Source organism: Cupriavidus sp. KK10 (assembly GCF_018223725.1).
Classification (GTDB): Bacteria; Pseudomonadota; Gammaproteobacteria; order Burkholderiales; family Burkholderiaceae; genus Cupriavidus; species Cupriavidus necator.
Genome location: NZ_CP073677.1, coordinates 3,448,366 through 3,470,048 on the forward strand (window position 1 = coordinate 3,448,366; position 21,683 = coordinate 3,470,048).

General features: G+C 69.9%; 19 protein-coding genes. 6 read left to right on the forward strand and 13 right to left on the reverse strand.

The features are described 5' to 3' along the window. The first annotated feature begins 5 nt into the window (after positions 1 to 5). Positions 6 to 800 carry a VacJ family lipoprotein gene (locus KB879_RS16195; RefSeq protein WP_013953787.1) on the forward strand — a complete coding sequence of 265 codons (795 nt, stop codon included), beginning with the start codon at positions 6 to 8 and terminating at the stop codon, positions 798 to 800. 9 nt (positions 801 to 809) lie between these two features. Here the strand turns inward: KB879_RS16195 and KB879_RS16200 are convergent, their stop codons facing one another. Next, on the reverse strand, positions 810 to 1,262 hold the full coding sequence (locus tag KB879_RS16200) for an FKBP-type peptidyl-prolyl cis-trans isomerase (protein WP_013953788.1): 453 nt from the start codon (positions 1,260 to 1,262) through the stop codon (positions 810 to 812). 217 nt (positions 1,263 to 1,479) lie between these two features. Between KB879_RS16200 and KB879_RS16205 the strand changes: the two genes are divergently transcribed. The 3 genes from KB879_RS16205 (at position 1,480) to KB879_RS16215 (ending at position 3,769) form a co-directional block, all read left to right on the forward strand. After that, the gene (locus KB879_RS16205) at positions 1,480 to 2,808 is read left to right on the forward strand and encodes a tetratricopeptide repeat protein (RefSeq protein ID WP_013953789.1); all 1,329 of its coding nucleotides are present in this window, start codon (positions 1,480 to 1,482) and stop codon (positions 2,806 to 2,808) included. A gap of 61 nt (positions 2,809 to 2,869) precedes the next feature. Beyond that, the gene (locus KB879_RS16210; RefSeq protein WP_211979422.1) at positions 2,870 to 3,241 is read left to right on the forward strand and encodes a DUF6152 family protein; all 372 of its coding nucleotides are present in this window, start codon (positions 2,870 to 2,872) and stop codon (positions 3,239 to 3,241) included. Positions 3,242 to 3,256: 15 nt separating this feature from the next. After that, on the forward strand, positions 3,257 to 3,769 hold the full coding sequence (locus KB879_RS16215; RefSeq protein WP_211979423.1) for a DUF6644 family protein: 513 nt from the start codon (positions 3,257 to 3,259) through the stop codon (positions 3,767 to 3,769). An 11-nt stretch (positions 3,770 to 3,780) separates the two neighbouring features. Here the strand turns inward: KB879_RS16215 and copD are convergent, their stop codons facing one another. Genes copD through KB879_RS16235 form a run of 4 tightly spaced genes read right to left on the reverse strand, consistent with a single transcriptional unit; the run spans position 3,781 to position 7,999 of the window. Further along, positions 3,781 to 4,713, reverse strand: a complete 933-nt coding sequence (copD, locus tag KB879_RS16220) for a copper homeostasis membrane protein CopD (protein ID WP_013953792.1) — start codon at positions 4,711 to 4,713, stop codon at positions 3,781 to 3,783. After that, positions 4,714 to 5,100 carry a copper homeostasis periplasmic binding protein CopC gene (gene copC / locus KB879_RS16225; protein WP_013953793.1) on the reverse strand — a complete coding sequence of 129 codons (387 nt, stop codon included), beginning with the start codon at positions 5,098 to 5,100 and terminating at the stop codon, positions 4,714 to 4,716. It abuts the gene before it with no gap. Positions 5,101 to 5,138: 38 nt separating this feature from the next. After that, positions 5,139 to 6,137 carry a copper resistance protein B gene (locus tag KB879_RS16230; protein ID WP_041228717.1) on the reverse strand — a complete coding sequence of 333 codons (999 nt, stop codon included), beginning with the start codon at positions 6,135 to 6,137 and terminating at the stop codon, positions 5,139 to 5,141. 26 nt (positions 6,138 to 6,163) lie between these two features. Then, positions 6,164 to 7,999 carry a copper resistance system multicopper oxidase gene (locus KB879_RS16235; protein ID WP_153953297.1) on the reverse strand — a complete coding sequence of 612 codons (1,836 nt, stop codon included), beginning with the start codon at positions 7,997 to 7,999 and terminating at the stop codon, positions 6,164 to 6,166. A 165-nt stretch (positions 8,000 to 8,164) separates the two neighbouring features. Between KB879_RS16235 and KB879_RS16240 the strand changes: the two genes are divergently transcribed. Then, the gene (locus tag KB879_RS16240; protein WP_211979424.1) at positions 8,165 to 8,860 is read left to right on the forward strand and encodes a heavy metal response regulator transcription factor; all 696 of its coding nucleotides are present in this window, start codon (positions 8,165 to 8,167) and stop codon (positions 8,858 to 8,860) included. Continuing rightward, on the forward strand, positions 8,857 to 10,230 hold the full coding sequence (locus KB879_RS16245; protein WP_153953296.1) for a heavy metal sensor histidine kinase: 1,374 nt from the start codon (positions 8,857 to 8,859) through the stop codon (positions 10,228 to 10,230). Before KB879_RS16240 ends, KB879_RS16245 begins: the two co-directional genes overlap by 4 nt. A 256-nt stretch (positions 10,231 to 10,486) precedes the next feature. Here the strand turns inward: KB879_RS16245 and KB879_RS16250 are convergent, their stop codons facing one another. From KB879_RS16250 to KB879_RS16285, 8 genes are all read right to left on the reverse strand, one after another. Beyond that, complete coding sequence (locus KB879_RS16250; protein ID WP_211979425.1) at positions 10,487 to 12,922, reverse strand: CHASE2 domain-containing protein; 2,436 nt, start codon at positions 12,920 to 12,922, stop codon at positions 10,487 to 10,489. Next, on the reverse strand, positions 12,897 to 14,588 hold the full coding sequence (locus KB879_RS16255) for a FecR domain-containing protein (RefSeq protein WP_153953294.1): 1,692 nt from the start codon (positions 14,586 to 14,588) through the stop codon (positions 12,897 to 12,899). Before KB879_RS16255 ends, KB879_RS16250 begins: the two co-directional genes overlap by 26 nt. Further along, the gene (locus tag KB879_RS16260; RefSeq protein WP_013953800.1) at positions 14,581 to 15,309 is read right to left on the reverse strand and encodes a response regulator transcription factor; all 729 of its coding nucleotides are present in this window, start codon (positions 15,307 to 15,309) and stop codon (positions 14,581 to 14,583) included. The genes KB879_RS16255 and KB879_RS16260 overlap by 8 nt, the downstream gene beginning before the upstream one ends. Before the next feature lie 310 nt (positions 15,310 to 15,619). Beyond that, entirely contained in the window at positions 15,620 to 16,990 is a 1,371-nt protein-coding gene (pelG, locus tag KB879_RS16265) for an exopolysaccharide Pel transporter PelG (RefSeq protein ID WP_153953293.1), read from the reverse strand. A gap of 2 nt (positions 16,991 to 16,992) precedes the next feature. Next, the gene (pelF, locus tag KB879_RS16270) at positions 16,993 to 18,591 is read right to left on the reverse strand and encodes a GT4 family glycosyltransferase PelF (protein ID WP_013953802.1); all 1,599 of its coding nucleotides are present in this window, start codon (positions 18,589 to 18,591) and stop codon (positions 16,993 to 16,995) included. Beyond that, positions 18,588 to 19,574, reverse strand: a complete 987-nt coding sequence (locus tag KB879_RS16275; protein WP_013953803.1) for a lipopolysaccharide assembly protein LapB — start codon at positions 19,572 to 19,574, stop codon at positions 18,588 to 18,590. The genes pelF and KB879_RS16275 overlap by 4 nt, the downstream gene beginning before the upstream one ends. Next, positions 19,567 to 21,006 (reverse strand): PelD GGDEF domain-containing protein, encoded by a 1,440-nt coding sequence (locus KB879_RS16280; RefSeq protein ID WP_013953804.1) that lies wholly within the window; start codon positions 21,004 to 21,006, stop codon positions 19,567 to 19,569. Before KB879_RS16280 ends, KB879_RS16275 begins: the two co-directional genes overlap by 8 nt. Before the next feature lie 66 nt (positions 21,007 to 21,072). Next, positions 21,073 to 21,639 (reverse strand): transporter, encoded by a 567-nt coding sequence (locus tag KB879_RS16285; RefSeq protein WP_041228943.1) that lies wholly within the window; start codon positions 21,637 to 21,639, stop codon positions 21,073 to 21,075. Positions 21,640 to 21,683: the final 44 nt, after the last annotated feature.

A 21,683-nucleotide genomic window follows, 5' to 3' on the forward strand; every position in this document is an offset into this window, starting at 1 on the left:
GTACGATGCCTTTACGCCAGCGCGCTACATCCGTTGCCACCACCGCCATTGCCGCCACCCTGCTCGCCGGCTGCGCCACCGGCCCGCAAGCCAATCCCGACGATCCGTTCGAGCCCATGAACCGCGCGGTCTTCACCGTCAACGACAAGCTCGACCAGTACGTGGCCGTGCCGGTGGCCAAGGGCTACAAGGCGGTCACGCCGGAGCCGGTGCGCACCGCGGTCACCAATTTCTATTCGAACATCGCGGACATCGGCAACTTTGCCAACAACCTGCTGCAAGGCAAGGGCGTTGAGGCCGCGGAGAGCTTCATGCGGGTCGCGATCAATTCCGTGCTGGGTATCGGCGGACTGATCGACATCGCCACGCCCGCCGGCCTGCAGAAGCATTCGCAGGATTTCGGCCTGACGCTGGGCACGTGGGGCGTGCCGTCGGGACCCTACCTGGTGCTGCCGCTGTTTGGCCCCAGCTCATTCCGCGACGGCGTGGGCCTGTATGTGAATTTCCAGTTCGACCCGACCACTTATGCCGAGCCGGCGGTGCGCAATTCGCTGTTCGGGATGAACGTGGTGGACGTGCGCACCAACCTGCTGGGCGCCACCGACCTGCTGAAGCTGGCGGCGCTGGACAAGTACACCTTTGTGCGCGATGCCTACGTGCAGCGGCGCCGCTACCTGCTGGGAGAGAGCACGTCGCTGCCGGACTACGACGAAAACGACGACAGCGGCGCGGCCGCAGCGCCCGCCGCGGAGGCGCCGGCGGGCACGCCTGCGCCCGCGCAGCCGCAGGCGCCGCGCTGATGCGGGCTCTTAGCCGCCGATCCCCAGCAGCACCACCTCGAAGGTAAGCGTGGCGTTCGGCGGGATCGTGCCCGGCACGCCGCGCGCGCCGTAGGCCGTGGCCGGCGGGCAGGTCAGCTTGGCCTTGCCGCCCACCTGCATCGCCTGCACCCCTTCGGTCCAGCACGGGATCACGCGGTTGAGCGGGAACGAGATCGGCTGGCCGCGCTTGTACGAGCTGTCAAACTCGGTGCCGTCGGCCAGCGTGCCGCGGTAGTGGACCTGCACCGAGTCGGTGGCCTTGGGCGAGGCGCCATTGCCCTTGATCAGGTGCTGGATGGTCATGCCCGACGCCAGCGTCTGCGGCGCCGCCGCGGGTGCGGCAGGGGCGGCCGGGGCGGCCGGGGCCGAGGCAGCCGGGGCGGCCGCGGATGCGGCGCAGGCGAAGGTCAGGGTGCCGAGGAAAAGCGCAAGTGTTTTCATGGGAAACCTGATGGTGAGGTCGTGATTGGGGATGCGGCAGTTTAACCGACACACGGCAACGATATGGCGGCAGCGGCATATAGCGCACAACGCACCCCGGCCATGCGCCTTGTGGCGGGCATGGTGCGGCGCACCCCGCCGCATCCGTTACACGGGGCGTTTTGCCGTCTACGATGGTTCGTGACAGCCCCGCTGCCGCGGGCGCACGGAGATTGCCATGGCACTCACGGATTCACGGGATCTTCCGGTCTCGACCCAGAACGCCCGCTCGGTCGAGCAGTATGAGACCGCCCTGCAACTGCTGAACAGCTACTACGGCAACCCGCTCGCCGCCATTGACACGGCGCTGGCCGCCGACCCCGGCTTCGCCATGGGCCACGCGCTGCGCGCCGCGCTGATGGTCACCTCTGGCGACGGCACCGCCGAGCCCATGCTGCGCCAGAGCGTCGAAGCCGGCGAAGCCCTGCACACCAGCGCCAACGACCGCGAGCGCCGCCATATTGCCGCGGCACGCGCCTGGCTGGACGGCGAGTTCGAGCGCTCGGTCCGGCTCTACGGCGATATCGTGATCGACTATCCACGCGACTTGCTGGCGATCCAGACCGCGCATCTCGAAGACTTCCTGCTGGGGCAGTCATCGATGCTGCGCGACCGCGTGGCGCAGGCGCTGCCGCACTGGGATGCCGGCATGCCGGGCTACGGCTACCTGCTCGGCATGCATGCCTTCGGCCTGGAGGAAACCCAGCTCTACGAGCGCGCCGAGGAAAGCGGCCGGCGCGCGCTGGAGCTCAATCCGCGCGACCCATGGGCCGTGCACGCGGTGGCGCACGTGATGGAGATGCAGGGCCGCCTGGCCGACGGCATCGCCTGGCTGGACGGGCGCCGCGACGACTGGTCCGACGACAATATGCTGGCCGTGCACAACTGGTGGCACCTGGCATTGTTCCAGCTGGAAGACGGCAGGACCGACGAGGTGCTGGCGCTGTACGACCGCTGTATCAAGCGCCCCGCGCCGGCGATCGCGCTGGACCTGGTGGATGCCTCAGCGCTGCTGTGGCGGCTGCACCTGCGCGGCGTGGATGTGGGCCGGCGCTGGCAGCCGGTGGCCGACGACTGGCTGGGCCGCGGCGCGGCCGGCTACTACGCCTTCAACGATGTCCATGCCGTGATGGCCAGCCTGGGCGCGCACCGGCCCGCGGCCGCCGACCAGGTCCGTGCCGCGCTGGAGCGCGCCGCCCTGGGCAACGGCACCAATGCCATGATGTCGCGCGATGTGGGGCTGCCGGTGGCCGATGCCCTGATCGCGTTCGACCAGGGCGATTACACCACTGCCATCGACCTGCTGACGCCGGTGCGCCTGATCGCCCACCGCTTCGGCGGCAGCCATGCGCAGCGCGACGTCATCAGCCTGACCCTGCTCGAGGCGGCGCTGCGCGGCGGCCGCAGCAACCTGGCGATTGCGCTCACGGCCGAACGCGCCGCGCTCAAGCCCATGAGCCCTAGCCTGCACCGGCTGGTGCAGCGCGCAGACTCGTGCCGCGCATAGGTCTCACTTCCACGGTCGGGATCGGCGCATATACTGCACCTGTCCTGACCGGAGACCACCCATGCCCAGCATCCGCGCCCTGTTCCGCCCCGCCCTCTTTGCCGCCAGCGCCGCGCTGGCGCTGGCCGCAGTGCCGGCCATTGCCCATCACGGCTGGTCCACCTATGACGAGACCAGGCCGCTGACGCTGACCGGCAAGATCGTCGAAAGCCACTACGAGAACCCCCACGCGCATATCCGCGTCGACGCCGGCGGCAAGCGCTGGCTGGCCGTGCTGGCACCGGTGTCGCGGATGGAGGCGCGCGGCGCCACCGCCGACAAGGTCGCCGTGGGGCGCGAGGTCACGCTGGTCGGCTACGCCAGCAAGGAAAAGGCCGACGAGCTGCGCGCCGAGCGCATCACAATGGACGGCAAGACCGTCGAGTTGCGCTGAGCCGGCTCGCGCCGCATGTCGGTGCTGTTCGCGCAATGGACGGAATGGGCCGGCGCGCTGGCGCGGCTGCCGTTCCCGATGGCCCTGCGCAGTTCGGCCTGGGCCTATCCCGCAGTGGAGATCGTCCACCTGGCCGGCATGGCGCTGCTGTTCGGCTCCATCTTCGTGGTCGACATGCGCCTGGCCGGACTCGGCCGGCGGCTGCCGGTGAGCCTGCTGTTGCGCCATGCGCTGCCCTTCACCGCCGGCGCCTTCGTCGCGGTCGCGGCCAGCGGCGTGCTGCTGTTCCTGGCCCATGCCGATGAGCTGGCCGTCAATCCTGCATTCCTGGCCAAGCTGTGCCTGATCGCGCTGGCGCTGGCCAATGTGCTCTGGTTCCACCTGGGGCCATATCGCAGCCTGCATGCCGGGCAACGGGGCTGGGACAGCGGCGTCGCGCCGCCAGCCGGCGCGCGGATCAGCGCCATTGCCTCGATGGTGACGTGGTCGCTGGTAATCTGTGCCGGGCGTTTGATTGCCTATGTCTGATCGCGCCGGCCTCATATCGGCGCCGGAGACAGCATCCCCAGCATGGCCACCAGGGCCATCACCAGCGCGGCGGCGCCGGCCTCCAGCAGCAGGCTGCGCCGCAACGCCAGCGCCGCCACCCGATGGTCCCCGGCCTGCACCGCCAACGCCAGCTGCGGGCTCAGGCGGAAGCGGTTCGCGGCAGCCATGCCAAGCATCGCCACGAACAGCGCGAGCTTGGCGGCCAGCAGCCCGCCATAGGACATCGGCGCAACATCGGGCAGCGCCGGGCCCACGATGAACCAGTAGTTGAGCACGCCGGTCAACAGCAGCGTGGCAACAATAATGGTGCCGACGCGGGCGAAGCCGTTCGAGGTGCGGCTCAGCAACGCCACGGCCGCCTGGTCCGATCCCGGCCGCGCCAGGGACAACAGCACGAACGCGGCCAACGCGCCAACCCATGCGCCGGCGGCCAGCAGGTGCGCCACGTCGGCGCTCAGGTGGACATAGCGCAAGGCGCCCTCATGCATCGCGCCGTGGCCGCCCCAGGCCAGCGTGGCCAGTGCAATCCCGCCGAACCCGGCCAGCGCAGCGCAGCGCGCGCCCGGCCGCCTGCGCCAGGACACGCCGGCCAGCACGCAAAGCAGCAGGGCCATCAGGCGCACCGACCAGGCCAAGCCGAAATCCGTGCCCGTGACGATCATCGCGAAGACGTGGCCCTGCAACGAAGCGTAGTCGGACACCCCCGTCATCGCCCGGGCCATCACGACGAGGGCGCCCAGCGAGAGCACGATGCCCGCTACGGCACAGCCCAGCGCAAGCGCCTGGCATCGCATGGCAAAGCGTGAGGCCCGTTCACCCCGATGCAGCGCATAGGTGCAGAACAGCGGCAGCCCGAACAGCAAGGCCAGGTCGACATAGAGCGCCAGGCGCAGCCCGGCGGCCACCCAGTCCGGTTGCGGCAATTACTTCACCGTGAAGGCGATATTGCCGTTGACGGGATGGGTATCGGATGACACCGCCCGCCAGTCGACGCGATAGCTGCCGGCCGGCAGCGGCTGCGCCGGCGTGATCACCATGGCCTTGGGGTCGTCGCTGCCGGAGACTTTCGCGGCCATTTTCATCGGCGCATGACTAGCCATGCCCGGCATGCCGGTCATCACCAGACTGGCGCCGGAAAACTGGGTGACCAGGGTCTCGGAGAACTGCAGTTCGATCTTCTGCGGCGCCGCCACTTCGGCCTTGTCCGCCGGCGTGGACGACACCAGCTTCGGGTGCGCGAAGGCGATGCTGCTGGCCAGCGCGGCGCTGGCGGCAAGCAGGGTCTGGATCAGGGGGCGATTGGCATGCATGGTTATCTCCGCTTGGGGATGATGATGAAGTTGTGGTGTCAGAACCAGACCCGGACACCGGCGACGAAACGCGTTTCGCCCGCCTTGCCGCCAGAGGTCCGGATCATGTCGGCGGTATTGCCGAAGGCCTGGTAGCGCTCCACGCCGATATACGGCGCAAACTGCCGGCTGAACTCATAGCGCAGCCGCAGCCCCACGGTGCCGTTGGACAAGCCGCTGCCGATGCCCACCTCCGGGTCGTTCTTGCCATAGAGGTTGGCTTCGATGCGTGGTTGCAGGATCAGGCGCTGCGTCAGCAGCAATTCGTATTCGGCGGACAGCCGCAGCGCGGTGCGGCCGCTGGTGCCGACATAGGCAGTGGCATCTACCTCGAACCAGTACGGCGCCAGCCCCTGCACGCCGAAGGCCAGCCAGTTGCGGGCCGGGCGGCCGCTGCCGGCGTCGTTGCGCAGGCCCAGCTGGGTATCCCAGTAGCTGGCCACGGCGTGGCCCCACAGCAGCTCGGTGCGGGCCTCGTGCATCTTGCCCTTCGACGCTTCGCCCTCGGCCTTGAGCACCAGCTTGTCGTAGCTGTTGCCGAACCATGCCTGCATCTCGTAGGCGGCGGCATTGCTGCCGTTGGCGTGGGCCCATTCGAGGCGGTCGACCAGCACCGAGGCGAACAAATGCTCGTCCGCCATCACTAGCTGGCGCTTGTCGCCGAGCGCGTACTTGCCGACGCCCAGCTGGTAGCCGCCGGAATAGGCATGCGGATCGCGGGCGTCGGGCGGCGCGCTGCCGCCCTGCATCTTCATGTCGCCGTGGTCCATGGCGGGGGCGGCCATGCCCTGCATGTCCGGCACCGGCGCGCCGCCACCGTCCATGGTCTGGATCCCGTCCTGCTCCATGCCCTGCATCTGGCCATGGTCCATGCCCTGCATGGCGGCCGGGGCATCGTGCTTGTGCGCATGGCCGGCATGCGGGTCCTGCGCTTGGGCTGCGCCGATTGCGGTCAAGGCCAGCGCCGCGGCCAGTATCGTCTTCGTGTGCCTGTGCATGGAGATTGCGAATTCAGGTTGAGCCATCACGCCACCACCACTTCGCGGAACATGCCCGCATCCATATGCAGCATCAGGTGGCAATGCCAGGCCCAGCGCCCCAGCGCATCGGCGGTGACCAGGAAGCTGATGCGCTGCGCCGGCTGCACGGGGATGGTGTGGCGCCGCGCCTGGAAGCTGCCGTCCGGCGCTTCCAGCTCGCTCCACATGCCGTGCAGGTGCATGGGGTGGGTCATCATGGTGTCGTTGTGCAGAATCACGCGCAGCCGTTCGCCGTGCTTGAAGTAGATCGGCGTCGACTTGCCGAACTCGACGCCGTCGAAGGACCAGGTGTAGCGCTCCATATTGCCGGTCAGGTGCAGCTCGACCTCGCGCCCGGGGCCGCGCGCATCCATGGCGCCGCCGATGGTGTGCTGGTCGGCCAGGGTCAGCACGCGCCTGCCGTTGTTGCGCAGGCCGATGCCGGGATCGTCCAGGTTGGTGCGGGCCATGTCGACGCGCATGTCGGTGCCCGGACCGTATTCGGTGCGGGCGTGGCGGGCGGTCTTGCTGGGGACCTTGAGCGGATCGGCGGCGGCCATGGCGTGCTGGCTGTGATCCATGCCGGCGTGGTCCATGCCCTGCATCGGCATCGCGCCGTGCTGCATGCCACCGTGTCCGCCATGCCCGCCGTGGCCTGTCATCGCGCCCATCATGTCGGTCATGGTCAGCCATTCGGCCTGGTCGAGCGCGGGCACCGGCGCCGCCAGCCCTTCCCTGACCGCCAGCGTGCCGCGCGCATAGCCGGTACGGTCCATCGACTGCGCGAACAGGGTGTAGGCGTCGTCGCGCGGCTCGACGATGGCGTCGCAGGTCTCGCCGGGGCCGAAGCGGAATTCGTCGACCGTGACCGGGTCGATATTCTGGCCATCGACCTGCACCACCCGCAGCTTCAGTCCGGGGATGCGCACGTCATAGAAGGTGTTGCCCGAGCCGTTGATAAAGCGCAGCCGCACGGATTCGCCGCGCCGGAACAGCCCGGTCCAGTTGCCGGCCGGGGTGACGCCGTTGGCCAGGTGCGTCAGCGTGGCGCTGGACAGGTCCGCCAGGTCGGTCGGGCTCATCCGCATCTGGTTCCACATGCTGCGCTTGTCCAGCGCCTGCTTCAGCCCGTCGCGCGAGACGTCGCGGAAGAAGTCGACCACCGTCGGCTGGTTGTAGTTGTAGTAGTCGCCCTGGATCTTGAGCTTGGTCAGCACCCGCATCGGGTCTTCGTCGGTCCAGTCCGACAGCAGCACTGTGTGGTCGCGGTCGGCCCGCACGGTTTCCTGCCCAGAGGCCGGATCGATGACGATGCCGCCGTACACCCCGGTCATTTCCTGGAAGCCGGAATGCGAGTGGTACCAGTAGCTGCCGGTCTGCGCGACCTTGAAGCGGTAAGTGAAGGTCTCGCCGGGCGGAATGCCGGCAAAGCTGATGCCCGGCACGCCGTCCATCTCGTACGGCAGGATGATGCCGTGCCAGTGGATCGAGGTGGCCTCGCGCAAGCGGTTGGTCACGCGGATGGTGACCGTGTCGCCCTCGCGCCAGCGCAGCGTCGGGCCGGGCAGCATGCCGTTGATGGTGGTGGCGATGGCCGGCTTGCCGGTAAAGTTGACCAGCGACTCGCCGATCACCAGGTCGAACTCGGTGCCGCGCAGGACCGGCGCCGAGCCGGAGCCGGCCGGGGCAGCCTGCCCGGCGCGCTGGCCCGCATGCTGCGCCCACGCGCTGCCGCCAACGCCGGCAAGGCTGGCCACCACGCCGCCGGCAACCAGCCCTTGCACGAAGCGGCGGCGGGGTAAATCGGGCAGCACAAGGCCGGTACTGGGGTGGCGTCGCATGTCATCAGTCCTGGTTGAAAGCATGCCAAGCGTAGCGAAGGCCACCCTACGCACGTCTGACTGGAACATGACATTCCGGTAATCTTCCGGTCATGTTGGCGCCCGCGTTACCGGCGTAGAGTTGCCGGACCCTGCCCAAAGGGCCGATCGATCAAGGAAAGTGCTGTGAAACTGCTAGTGGTGGAGGACGAGTCCAAGACCGGCGAATACCTGCGCCAGGGGCTGACCGAGGCGGGCTTTGTCGTCGACCTGGTGGCCAACGGGCTGGACGGCCAGCATCTGGCGATGACCGAGCCCTATGACCTGGTCATCCTGGATGTGATGCTGCCGGACGTCGACGGCTGGCGCATCGTGCAGGCGCTGCGCGCCGCGGAGAACGCCGTGCCGGTGCTGTTCCTGACAGCGCGCGACAGCGTGGCCGACCGCGTCAAGGGGCTGGAGCTGGGTGCGGACGACTACCTGGTCAAGCCCTTCGCCTTTTCCGAGCTGCTCGCGCGGGTGCGCACGCTGCTGCGCCGGGGCACGGCACAGATGGCGCTGGACCGCATCCAGGTGGCCGACCTGGTGCTGGACCTGGGCCGCCGCCGGGCCACGCGCGCCGGTCGCCGCATCACGCTGACCAGCAAGGAGTTCGCCTTGCTGGAACTGCTGGCACGCCGCCGCGGCGAAGTGCTGCCGCGCTCGCTGATCGCCTCGCAGGTGTGGGACATGAACTTCGACAGCGACAGCAATGTCATCGACGTCGCCATCCGGCGCCTGCGCGCAAAGATCGACGATGAGTTCGAGCCCAAGCTGATCCAGACCGTGCGCGGCATGGGCTATGTGCTGGAAGCCCCCGAGGCAGCGGAGGACGCTGAATGAAGGGCCGGATGTCGCTGACGGCACGGCTCACCATCCTGTTCTCGCTGTCGTCGGCCGCGGTGCTGCTGGGGCTGGGCGTGCTGATCTGGCTGGCGATCGACAATCATTTCGCCGACGAGGACTACGCCGTGCTGGGTGACAACGTGCGGCTGATCCAGAAGATCGCGGCCAAAGGCCCGGCAGCGTCGCTGCCGCAGCGCCTGGGCCCGGTGCTGGAACACCATGCCGGCTTCGTCGCCGAAGTGCGCGCCGCCGACGGCAGGCGCCTGTATGCCACGCAGGACTTCGACTTCGGCATCGCACTGGCTGCAGCCGCGCAACTGCCGGCGCAGCGGCATGCCTTCACCTGGGAACAGGGTGGCCAGACCTACCGCGGCATGCGTGCGCTGGCCCAGGTGGCGCCCGGGCAGCCGGGGCCGCTGCAGGTCGTGGTCGGCATGGACACTTCGCTGCATGCCCACTTCATGCACGCCTTCCGCCAGTCGCTGGCCTTCTACACCGCGCTGGCCGCGCTGGCGAGCGGGCTGCTGGGCTGGTGGGCCGCGCGCCGGGGGCTCTGGCCACTGCGCACCATGGCCTCGCGCGCGCGCGCCGTCACCGCGCACAAGCTGGACGAGCGCATGCCGGTCGATGCCGTGCCGGTGGAAATGGCCGACCTCGCCGCGACGCTCAACGCCATGCTGGAACGCCTGCAGCGCGATTTCGCGCGCCTGTCGGAGTTCTCATCGGACCTGGCGCACGAGCTGCGCACGCCGATCACCAACCTGATGACGCAGACCCAGGTGGTGCTCTCGCAGCCGCGCGATGCGGACAAGTACCGCGACGTGCTGGCGTCCAACGTGGAAGAGCTGCAGCGGCTGTCGCGCATGGTGTCGGACATGCTCTACCTGGCGAAGATGGAGCACGGCATCACCCTGCCGAACGCCGAGCCGATCGAGGTCGCTGATGAGGTGGCTGCGCTGTTCGATTTCTACGATGCGTTGGCCGAGGACAAGGGCGTGCGAATGGCCGTGCGCGGCAGTGGCCGCATCACCGGTGACCGGCTGATGCTGCGGCGGGCGTTGAGCAACCTGCTGTCGAATGCGCTGCGGCATACGCCGGCCGGCAAGGGCATTGTGGTGGAGATTTTGCGCTCGGCCGAAGGGGTGACGGTGGTCGTCGAGAACGAAGGCGACACCATCCGGCCGGAATTGCTGCCATCGCTGTTCGACCGGTTCTTCCGTGCCGACAAGTCGCGAGCGCGGCCCGAGTCCGATGGTGCAGGGCTGGGGCTGGCGATTACGCAGGCGATTGTGGCTGCGCATGGCGGGGGAATCGGGGTGGAGTCGGAGGGGGGAAGGACGCGCTTTGTCTTGACGTTCAGGGGATAGGCCGGGCTGCGTGTCTGTCGCTGCACCCGCACCTGTGCCGGCGAGAGAGCGCTCCGCGTTGTCGCGAAGCCGTACCCGCTGCCAACCCCAAAAAAAGCCGCCCACGCCAGTTACGGCCATTGGGGGAGCTGGCGTGGGCGCGAAAACCACCGGATGCGGCTCCAGCGGCGATCCGATGCTACGCAAATCCGCCTGTGACGACTGCCAACAATTGTGTCGGCGGCCGCAACACGCCTAGCGGCAATTTCCGTGCCGCTCAGGCCACAGGCAATTCGATGCGGAACACCGCCCCCGCGCCAGCGGCACTGCGCACGCTGGCCTTGCCGCCATGCCGCTCGGCCACGGCCCGCACCAGCACCAGCCCCAGGCCCGCGCCTTCCGGCGCGCCCTGCTGTCCCTCATGCAGGCGCGCGAACGGTTCGAACAATCGAGCCTGGTCGGCCTCGGCAATCCCCGGCCCGTGGTCCTGCACTGCAACGACAAAGCTGCCCGGCTCACGCGTGAGCGAGACCGTCACGGTCTCCCCTTGCGGGCTGAACTTGATCGCATTGCTGACCAGGTTGGCGATGGCGCGTGCCAGCAGCGTCGGTTCACCCTGCAGCACCGCGGGGTCGTCAGGCAGGTCGATCTGCAGCGTCACGTCGCGGGCCTTGGCCAGTGCCCAGAGCTGGTCCGTCGCATCCAGCACCAGGCCACCCAGTTCCACTTCCATGAACGCCAGGGTCTTCGACTCCGCGCGCGCGACGCTGATGAAGTCGTCGGCCAGCGTCATCGTGCGGCGTGCATGCGCGGCGATACGGGCCAGCACGCTGCTGTCCGTGGCGACATCGCCGGTGGCTGCGCCATCGCGCCGCGCGCGGCGCTCATGCAGCTCGATCAAGGCCAGGATCGAGGCCTGCGGCGAGCGCATGTCGTGCGACAGGAAGCGCAGCATCTGCTCGCGCTGGCGCTCGGCAATGCGGATCGCAGTGATGTCGATCACGCTGACGATCAGGCCGGCCACGGCGCCGGCCTCGGCATGCAGCGGCGCGCCATGCAGCAGGTAGCGGCGGTCGCCGCGCCCGGCCACCTCGATGCCGCCGTCGGGGACCGGGGCCGGGGCGATGCGGGCGCCGGCGTGGCGGTCGTGCAGCGCCTGCCAGTACGCCAGGGCCGGTGCCGGCGCGGGAAAGAGCGCCTCGATCAGCGCGTGGATGGCCGGCCGCGGCGGCCCGGCCTCGCCCGGCGCGCGCGCGGGCTCGCCGTCCAGCACGGCGGGCGCCAGCGCCACGCAGCGCCGGTTGGCCAACATCACGCCGCCATCCAGGTCGCAGATCGCGGTGGCATCGGGCAGACTTTCCAGGCCATCGGACAGGAAGCGGCGCGTGCCGCGCAGCTGCGCGCTCATGCCGTAGACGGCGCGCATGCGGCTGTCGAGCGTGGCGCCGGTATGGCGCGGCGCGGCAATCAGGCCGGGCTCGCGTTCCAGCCGCGCCAGTTCGTCGGTAAGGAAGCGCAGGGCCGCCTCCTGGCGCAGCCAGCTCCACAGCGGGTAGAACAGCACGCAGCCCAGCGCCGCGGCGGCGGGCGCGAACCACAGCCGCGCCAGCGCCAGCAGCAACAGCGAGCCGCCCAGCAGGGCGGCCAGCAGCAGCCCGGTGGCCACCAGCGCGCCGCGCGGGGGCAGGCGCAGCGCGGCCAGTGCGGCCAGCAGCACCGCCAGCAGCGTGCCGCCGACCTGCCACGCGCGCGGCACCGCCACGATGGCGTCGCCGTCGGCCAGCGCCTGCACGGTATTGGCCAGGATCTCCACCCCGCTCATGCCGCGGCCATCGCGCGACACCGGCGTCGGCAGCACGTCGCCCATGCCGGTGGCCAGCGCGCCGATCAGCACGGCCTTGCCGGCGAAGATGGCGGGATTGGCGCGGCCGTCCAGCACGTCGCTCGCCGACACGCGGGCAAAGGTGCCGGGCGGGCCGGCATACGGGATGCGCAGGCGGCCGCTGCGCTCCCAGCCGTTGGCCTCGGTGATCCGGGCCGGCTCCTGGCGCGCGATGCCGGGCGGCTCTCCGGCGTGCCCGAACGCCGCCATCACCGCGGCCAGGTGCGGCACGCCGGCGGCGGCCACCGGATGAGGCCCCTCGCTCAGATAGACCTGGCGCGCCACGCCATCGGTGTCGACCACCATGTTGATATGGCCCACCGCGGCGCCCAGCCCGGCCAGCGGGTAGCGCACCAGCATGCCGGCGGGGCCGGATTCGGCCACCACCGGCAGCACCACGTTGCCGGCCTGGGCCAGGCTGCGGGCCAGCACGGCGTCGTCTTGCGGATAGCGGGTGTCGCGCTCGGACAGGATCACGTCCACGCCGATCACGCGCGGCCGGCCGGCGGCGATGCGCTCGACCAGTTGCGCCAGCACCGCGCGGCGCCAAGGCCAGCGGCCGATGGCGGTGATGCTGGCGTCATCGATGCCGACAATGACGATGTCGTCGCGGGCCGGATGGTGCTGCGCGCTGATGGCGATATCGTAGGCGGCCAGGTCGGCGCGCTCGGTCCAGCCCTGGCGCGCGGCCAGCACCACCAGCGCCAGCACGGCCGCAAGCAGCAGGCACCATTCGATCCGCGTGCGCCGCCCGAAAGCCCGCCCGCCTGCCCGCGTAGGCGCGGCCGGTGGCGAGCCTGGCGCGTCAGTTGAGCCGGACGCGGCCACCACCGTCCGGCCGGTCGCCCGACCCGATCGCGCCGCCCTGCGAGTCGCGCAGGAAGGCAGAGACCTCGATGCGCTGCGGCGCGGAGAACGCCGCCGGGTCAGGCGTCACCCCCGGCGCCGCACGTGCCACGCGGATGAAATAGACGCCGGGCGCGGGGCGCGGCAGGTCAATGGTGTTGGTGGTGGTGTGCTCGTCGGCCAGCAGCGTGGCAAAGCCGGCATCGGCCGACACCTGAACCCGGTAGCCCGCGCCGGCACCACTGCCCTCGGGCCAGCCGATATGCAGCGCGCCGCCGTCGTCCTGCAGGGTCGGCACGGGCGGCTTGGGCTCGACGCTGAACGGGACCGCATCCGACCACGGGCCCGGCCGGCTCGCCGCATCGACGCTGCGCACGCGCCACCACCAGCGGCCCGGCACCAGCGCTTGCGCGGCGGCGGGCCCGGAGGCCGCCTGCACCACGGCATCGCGCGTAAAGGCGGGATCGGCGGCCAGCGCCAGTTCGTAGCGCGCAGCACTCGGCACGGTGGCCCATTCGAAGGCGACGGCGTCGGCATAGCGCACCGCATCCGCGGCAGGCTGCCGCGTGAACGGCGCCGGCGGGTTCAGCCGCACCGCCACCGGCGCCTGCGCGCCGTGCCCGGTCAGCTGGTGCTTGTCGATGGCGCTGACGCTCAGGTACAGCGTGCCCTCGGGCAGCCCGTCTACACGGGCGGTCGTGGCCTTGGCGCCACTGACGATGCCGGTCCAGGCCAGTTCGCTCAGCGCCGCATCGCGCGCCACCAGCACGCGGTAGGCGGTGGCGCCCGGCACCGGCTGCCAGGCGGCCTCGAAGGACGGGCCCAGCACGGTATCGGCCGGGGGCAGCAGGGCCGGCGCCGGCAGCAGCGCCACCGGCTGCGACAGCTTGCCGCCGGCCGACACGCCGATGCCATAGCCGGCACCGACCGAAGCCGCCGCGGTCATGGCGCGCTCCGCTGCCGGCCGGGCGCGGGCGCCCCGCGCCGCGCTGACGCCGACGCGCCCTTCCAGCACCTCGCTGCGGCTTCCCGCGGTGTCGGCCGAGACCCGGTAGCGGGTGCCGCGCACGCCGGTCACCATCATCGGCGTATGCAGCTCGAAGCGGCCGACGCCGCCGCCCGTGGGCGCCACGCGCGTATCGGCGGTGCCCTTGTCGATGCGGATCACGGTGTCGGTCAGGCCGCTGCGCGCGAACGTGCGCAGCCGGCTGACCGAGAGCCTGGTGGCCGGCGGCACCGTGACGCGGCTGCGGTCCGGCAGCTCCAGCGTGACCGAGCCGCCCGCGGGGGTCTCGATGCGCGCGGCTTCGTCCAGCGTCATGCCGGCCTGCACCGGCCGGCCATTGGCGCGGACCTCGCCGGCCACATAGACCACGCGCGCCGAGGCGGCCTGTTCGGGAATCTGGCTGAGCGGGATGCGCAGGCGCGAGCCGGGCACCAGCCGGTACGGATCGGCCACGCCGTTCAGGCGCTGCAGCGTGCGCCACCCCTGCTCGGACGCCATGTAGCGCGAGGCCAGGCCGATCAGCGTATCGCCCGGCTCCACCAGGTAGATAAAATCGGCGCCTTCCGCGCCCGCGGGCCCGGCGTGCGCCGGAACCGCCACGCCGGCCAGCAGGGCCAGCGCGACACCACCCATCACCTTACGCATCCGCCCCGGCCTCATCCGCTTCCGCGTCAGCCGCGGAAGCCTCTTCAAAGCGATAGCCGTGCGAATACACGGAGGTCAGCCGCACGCCGTTCTCGGGGCGCAGCGCCAGCTTCAGGCGCAGCCGCGAGATATGCGTATCCAGCGTGCGCGAGCCCGCCCCCATGGCGCGGCCCCAGACGGCCTGCTCCATCACCTCGCGCGCCAGCAGGCGCCCGGTATTGCGGAACAGGAACAGGGCCAGCTCATATTCGCGCGGCGACAGCAGCGCCGGCTCGCCGCCGACGGTGATGGTGCGCGCGTGGGTATCGACGGTGTAGTTGCCGCGCCGGATCAGCTCCACTTCCTGCGCGGCCTCGGGGTAGGCGCGGCGCAGCAGCGAGCGCACGCGGGCGATCAGCTCGCCGGCGCGGATAGGCTTGAGCATGTAGTCGTCGGCGCCCACCGTCAGGCCGTCGACGATATCGGATTCAGCGGTGCGGCTGGTGACGAACAGGATCGGCGGCATATTGCCGGACTTCTGCCGCACCCAGCTGACCAGCTCATAGCCGCTGGTGCCCGGCAGCTGCCAGTCGACCAGCAACAGGTCATAGGCGCGCTCGCGCAGCGCGCGCAGCAAGTCCGCACCGTTGGCGAAGGACTCGCACTCGAAGCCGGCTTCGCTCAATATCTGCCGGATCAGTTCGGCCTGATCCGGATCATCCTCCACGGAGGCAATACGCATACCTCTACATCCTTCTGCCAGCTTCCGACTGCAACTGCGGTCTCTGCCACGGCATGTCGACGGCTCGGCCGGCAAGTCATTCCTCATATTCACCCCCAGGGGGGCGCGGCCGTCGATCTGATCCGACGGGCCAGGCCGAAGCCCGCCGGCTGCCTCCATGTTACCCAATCGCGGGCCCATTCGTCGAGATGCCCCGACGAGGGGTGGCGGCGGTAACTGCGCCGATCCCTCCGCGATCGTCTTTCGATCTGCGCCCTCCTTGCCGCCATCGCGCTGCTCGGGGAGCCGGGCGGCGCGGCCCCGGCAGGACCTATTGCAGCATGTAGGTCTCGTACTCCAGCCGGTCCAGCTTGCGGTCCAGCAGGTACAGCGCCAGCGCCACCACCACCAGCAGCGACACCGCAAATCCGTAGCCGTACCACGCCGGTCCCAGGTGCAGCGTCAGCAGCGTCAGCGCGAAGTTCAGCACCACGAAGGTCGCGGTCAGCAGCAGCACCTCGCGGCGGCGGTCCAGGTAGAAGTAGATATTGAGCACCCCCAGCAGCACCACCTGCAGGCTGGCGCCGATCACGTCCACGTACAGCAGCGGCAGGTACAGCTCGGAAATGCCCAGCAGCCGCAGCACCCACACGCCCACCGCAAACAGCAGCAGCGCGGCGATGGCCTGCACCTTGACGATCTCGTACAAACCCAGCCGGATGGTCTGGACCATGGTGTTGCGCATGTCCTCGATATGCTCGAGCGAGCTGCCGCCGCGCACCGCGTTGTAGAACGCGTCGTAGTACTCGACGAAATCGGTCTCGATGCGCACTAGGAACACCGCCATGCCGGGGATGATCGCCAGGTAGGCCAGGAACACCGGGATGTCGTAGATGATCGACGCATGCAGCGGTCCGATCACCTGCTGCCCCGTGGAGGGCGCGTACCAGAACATGAACTTGTCGATCCAGATACCCAGGTTGTACAGCAGGCCGATCGCGACCAGGCTGGGGTAGGCATAGCGGCGCTGGAACACCTCGAACGACATGAACTGGCGGCTGGTGTAGTTGCGGTAGATCAGCGTCACCATGCCGGTCAGCAGGCACAGCTGGCCGGCGGCGAAACCGCCCAGCAGCCCTTCCAGCCCGTGGCCGCGCAGCGCCAGCGCGGCCCCGACCGAGATCGCATAGCCCAGCAGGAAGGTCCACACGATGGCCTTGTACTGCTTCATGCTCGACAGGAAGATCGCGGCAATCCAGATATTGCTCAGCACCACGAACCCCACCACCATCAGCAGCCGGTACAGCACCGACTGCTCGCCGAAGCTGAACACTGCGCACGCCACGCCGATGCCGCCCGACAGCACCGTCGCCAGCAGCGCCACCGCGTGGTAGTTGCTCAGGACCAGGTGGTCGCGCTTCTCGAACAGCCGGTCCGAGGTGAAGCGCGTGAACGCCAGCTGCATCGGCCCGGTCAGGATCAGGCTGCCGGCGATCAGGTAGGTCACCGACACCTGGAACTGCGTGATCAGCGAGCCCGGCACCACGAAGGGCAGGCTCAGCATGCCGATCAGCAGGATGCCGACGATCGACAGGATCCACGGCCCGGAGCTGATGATGCCGGCATACGCGTAGGCGCTCAGCATGCCCGACAGGTTGTCCCGCCGCAGCATCTTGCGCAGCTCGAATCCAATGCCAGCCATGCTCAGGCTCCTCCGTGGACCGGGCAGCGCGCGGGGTTGCCGCCGCCCTGCCGCTCAGGTCCGCCATGCCCGGCGCCGTCTGGTTGCGCCATCAGCCGTTGATACAGTTCGCGGTAGCTGCCCACCATGCGGTCCTGGGTGTAGTAGCGCTCCACGCGCGCCACGCCGGCGGCCTGCGCCGCCTGCCAGCGCGCCGGGTCCTGCAGCAGCCCTAACGCCGCCGCGGCCAGTGCCGCAGGGTCGGCAATGCGCACCACCTCGCCGGCCGAGCCCAGCGCGGCATCCTCGCCGGGCAGGCCGAACAGCAGCTCGCGGCACGAGCCCACGTCGGTGGTCACGCACGGCACGCCGGCGGCAAAGCCTTCCAGCACCACCAGCGGCAGCGCCTCGCTGATCGAGCTCAGCACCAGCACGCCCACCTGCGGCAGCAGCGCGTCGATGCGCTGGAAGCCCAGGAACTTGACCTTCTGCCCCAGGCCCAGGCTTTCGGCCAGGCTGCGGCATTCGCGCGCGTAGTCGGGATCCTCGTCCTCGGGGCCGGCGATCCAGCCTTCTGCATCGGGGTACTCGCGCACCACCGTCAGCATGGCGCGGATAAAGGTCTTGACGTCCTTGATCGGCACCACCCGGCCGATCAGGCACAGCACCGGCGGCACGCCCGGCTTGCGGCGCGCGCGCAGCGGCGCCAGGCGCGGCAGGTCGATGCCGTTGGGGATGCTGCGCGTGCGCGCCTCAGGGGCGCCGTCCTGCACCTGGCGGCGGCGGTTGCCCTCGTACAGCGCGACGATGTCGTCGCCGGCGTCGTAGCAGACCCGGCCAATGGTCTCGAAGAAGCGCACCCACAGTTCGCGGAAGTAGCTGATCTGGGAGATGTCGCGTTCGAACACATTGCGGTTGTCGCGGATCCACTGGCTCTGGAACAGGTCGATCTTGCGTTCCTTGGTGTAGATGCCGTGCTCCGACACCAGCAGCGGGCGCTGGTTGCGGTGGCGCAGCAGCGCCCCGAGAAAGCCCGCATAGCCGGTGGAAACCGTGTGGTAGACGCGCGCCGGGATCAGGTTGTCGGCAATGCGCACCAGCTGCCACAGCGGCTTGTGCATAATGCGCACGGTCCAGAAATAGTCCGTGAACGACGGGTCCGTGCAGAAGCGCCGGTATTGCTCGGTGATGGTCTGCCAGGCGCGGCGGCTGTACAGGAAGGCGTCCTCGCCCAGCGCCCCGCCCTCGCGCAGCGTCGGCATCAGCTCGCGGATCATGGCGCCGGCCTCGGCCTCGCGGCCCGGGTCGCGCAGCAGCTCGTGCAGGCGGTCCGAGGCGTCGAACGCCCTGGCATCGCCGGTGCTGCCCTGGACCAGCGGCGGCGGCGGAAAGTCGTACAGGTAGTGCGTTTCCAGGTGCACCACGTTGGGCGGCAACTGGTAGGCCATGTCGCCATAGTCCTCGCGCCGGCTGCCGATAAAGACGATGCCGAAGCGCAGGTCCGGGAACGCGCGGATCATCTGGTTGACCCAGCTCGACACCCCTCCGCTCACATACGGGAAGGTGCCTTCGAGCAGCAGCATGACGTCGGCCGACGTCCCTTTCATCAAGATCTCGCTCATGATTGCCAGTACCGCAACAGGGGCCGCACCAGCGGGAGCGGCGAGGGGCTGTCAAACGATGCCATCAGCTGGCGCACCGCGGCGTAGTCGCGTTCCAGGTAGGCGGCTTCGGCCAGGTGCGGCAGCACGCGCTCGCGCGCGAAGCCGAGGGATTCGGCGCGCTGCAGCCAGTCGCGCGCCTCGCGCGGGGCATTGCGCGCCAGCGCCAGGCGCCCGCGCATGTACCACAGCGAGGCATTGCTGTCGTCGTACTCCAGCGCCGCGCTGGCGTAGCGCTCGACCTGGCTGGCGGTGTAGCGGTAGACGTCGCCCTGCACCAGGTTCTGGTAGATCAGTTCCCAGTACAGGTCGGCCAGCCGCTTGCTGATCTCGGCGCGCTCGCTGGCGCTGTTGGCGCTCTCCAGCCGCGGCAGCTCGGCCAAAATCTGCTGGGTCAGCTGCTTCTCGGCGCCATCCAGCATGCCGTAGGCCAGCAGCCGCACGTCGTCGACGCTGTCGGCCAGCAGTTCGCGCAGCACCGGGCTGGCGGTGCGCGCCGGCATCGACTGCATCGCCACCAGCGCGGTCATGCGCTCGGGCAGCGGCGCGCGCGCATTGCCCAGCTGCGCACGCAGGCGCGCGCCGCCGCCGTGGGTGACGCGCGACATCAGGTGCGTGACGAACTCGGGCAAGCCCACGGTGCCGATGCCGCTGGTGTCCACGCGCCGCGGGAACAGCTTCGAGAACAGGTAGCTGCCCAGGCACACCAGCGCGCCGCCCAGCGGCACGAAGAAGCAGAACAGCGCGAGAAAGCCATAGCTCCACGCGAACGGCACGCGAAAGCGCCGCGGCAGCAGGCGCCACAGCAGCAGCGCCGTCAGCGCGGCAGCCGCCGCCTGCATGCCGAAGAAGGCCAGCAGCAGCGCAGTGCTGTTGCCGGCGCGCGCCAGCAGCGCCAGCGCGGCGATCTGGGCGGCGAGCCCGCTGGCGCCGAGCTTAAACATGGGGCGCTTCCCCGGCCGGCAGCGTGGCGGGGGCGATCGCGCCATCGACCTGGGCCCGGCGCAGCAGCTTGACCAGCGCGTCTTCCGAGCCGGCGCCGGGCACCGCCAGCGTATAGACGCCGATGCCCGCACTGGTGAAGTCGGTGCCGAACTGCGCGCGCAGCATGTCTTCGATGCGCACCAGGTAGGCCGCCACCGCCTGCGCATCGGACAGCGGCATCAGCGTCAGCATGGCACGGTGATGGGCGTTGACCACCGGCCACGCCACATCCAGCGCGCGCCGGCTGCGCACCACCTGCTCGAACAGCGCATCGCGCTCCGGATCCGCGTCGAACACCAGCGCCACCACCGAGCTTTCGATGCCGGTCTCGCGCCGCAGCCGCGACAGCCGCGCATAGTCCAGCGCAAACGGGTACGGGCAGGCCGGCAGCGCCGCCTGGATGGTGCGGGTGGCGCCGGCGTGCTCCACGCCGTCGGCGTAGTAGCCCAGCAGCACCATCAGCATCTGCAGGTTCTCGTAGGTCAGCGACAGGAACGGCATGCGCTCGACCACCAGCAGGCCGATCAGGTGGTCGGAGCCGGCCAGCACCGGCGCCACCGCCACGTAGCGCGTCTGCGCGCCATGCTGCAGGCCGTCGGCGCGCAGGTGCGCCAGCTGGCGCGTGTCCAGGCAGTGGCGCACCAGCGGGTCGGTGGTATCGAGCGTGAATTCCGGGCCGACGCTGGCGACAGGGGCACCGTCCACGTGCTCGCCATCGCAGGCATAGAGCGCGGCTGCCTCGAGCTGGCAGGCCTGCGCCACCACCTGCAGCATCGGTTGCGCGCCGGCCAGCACCTGGCCGGTGCGTGCCGCCTCGTCCAGCGCCACGCTGCGCAGCTGCGACAGCGTGTCGCGCAGCGTAGTGGGCCGCGCCAGCAGGTCGTTCTCCAGCCGCGCATGCGAGATGCGCAGCAGGTAGTGGTTCTTGGTCAGTGCCGCCAGGCGTTCGTCCAGGTAGCGGTTCACGGCGCGGGCACGCGCCAGGCGCGTGCCCCAGATATCGCCGAACTGCCCGGCCACCAGCACCAGCAGCAGCCCGCCGAGGAAGAACAGGCGCGGGAAAGGCCCTGCCATCACGCCGGTCTGCTGGTAGAAGTACCAGCCGCCCAGCAGCATCAGCACGCTGCCCACGCCGATCAGCGTGCCGTAGCGCAGCGCCAGGATCACCGGCAGCAGCCAGGCCCACGGAAAGCCCATGCCGAGCAGCAGCGGGTTCTGCGGCAGCGCCAGCCACGCCAGCCCCATTGCCGCCAGCATGGCCACCACCAGTTCCACCACGGCCGCGCGCCCGCTGACCGCCGGCGCCAGCAGGCGCGCATAGCGCCCCCCCAGGCCGATGCCCTGTCCTTGCCGCGCGCGATATGTCTTGTCAGCCGTATTGGCCACGCTCATCCCCTTGCTTCAACCATTCCATCGCCGCATCGGTGTGCAGCCTCGTCCTGATGGCTTGCCGCCGCCTCAGCCCTGCATCAGCGGCGCCAGCAGGCGGCGCAGCAGCTTCTGCGCGGTGCCCGACAGCGACGCGCGGCTCCAGCCGCTGTCGCTGCCGGTGGCCGACCACACCACTTCACCGCTGGCCACGTCCAGCAGCTGCAGCGAGATGCCGACCGCGGGCTCGCCGTCCACGCCCACCTTGTAGCGCCATTCCTGCACCGCGCCGGTCAGCGCGTAGCGGGCCTTCTCGGCACGCGCCCATTCCAGCGCCTTGCCCACGGCCTCGCGCTCGGCCGGCTCGAACAGCGTTTCCGGATTGAGGCTGGCCGGATAGCGCTTCAGGCTGGCCACGCCGCCGGTCTTCAGCAGGCTCTCGGCAATCGCCTCGGCGCGCAGGCCGGCCTGCGGCGTCTCGGTGTAGTTCACGATCGGCAGCACCGCGATGGTCTCGCCGCGGGCCAGCGCCGGCGCGCGGCCGACATCCGTCACCGCGCAACCCGCCAGCCACAGTGCCGCGCCCAGCGCGCCGCACCATGCCGCCAGCCGCCTGGCCACCGTCTTGCCCGTCACTGCCGTGGTTTGCTTGTTCATCTTCATCCCCTTTTCCATGTCCTGTTGTTACCCGATCCGTGCCA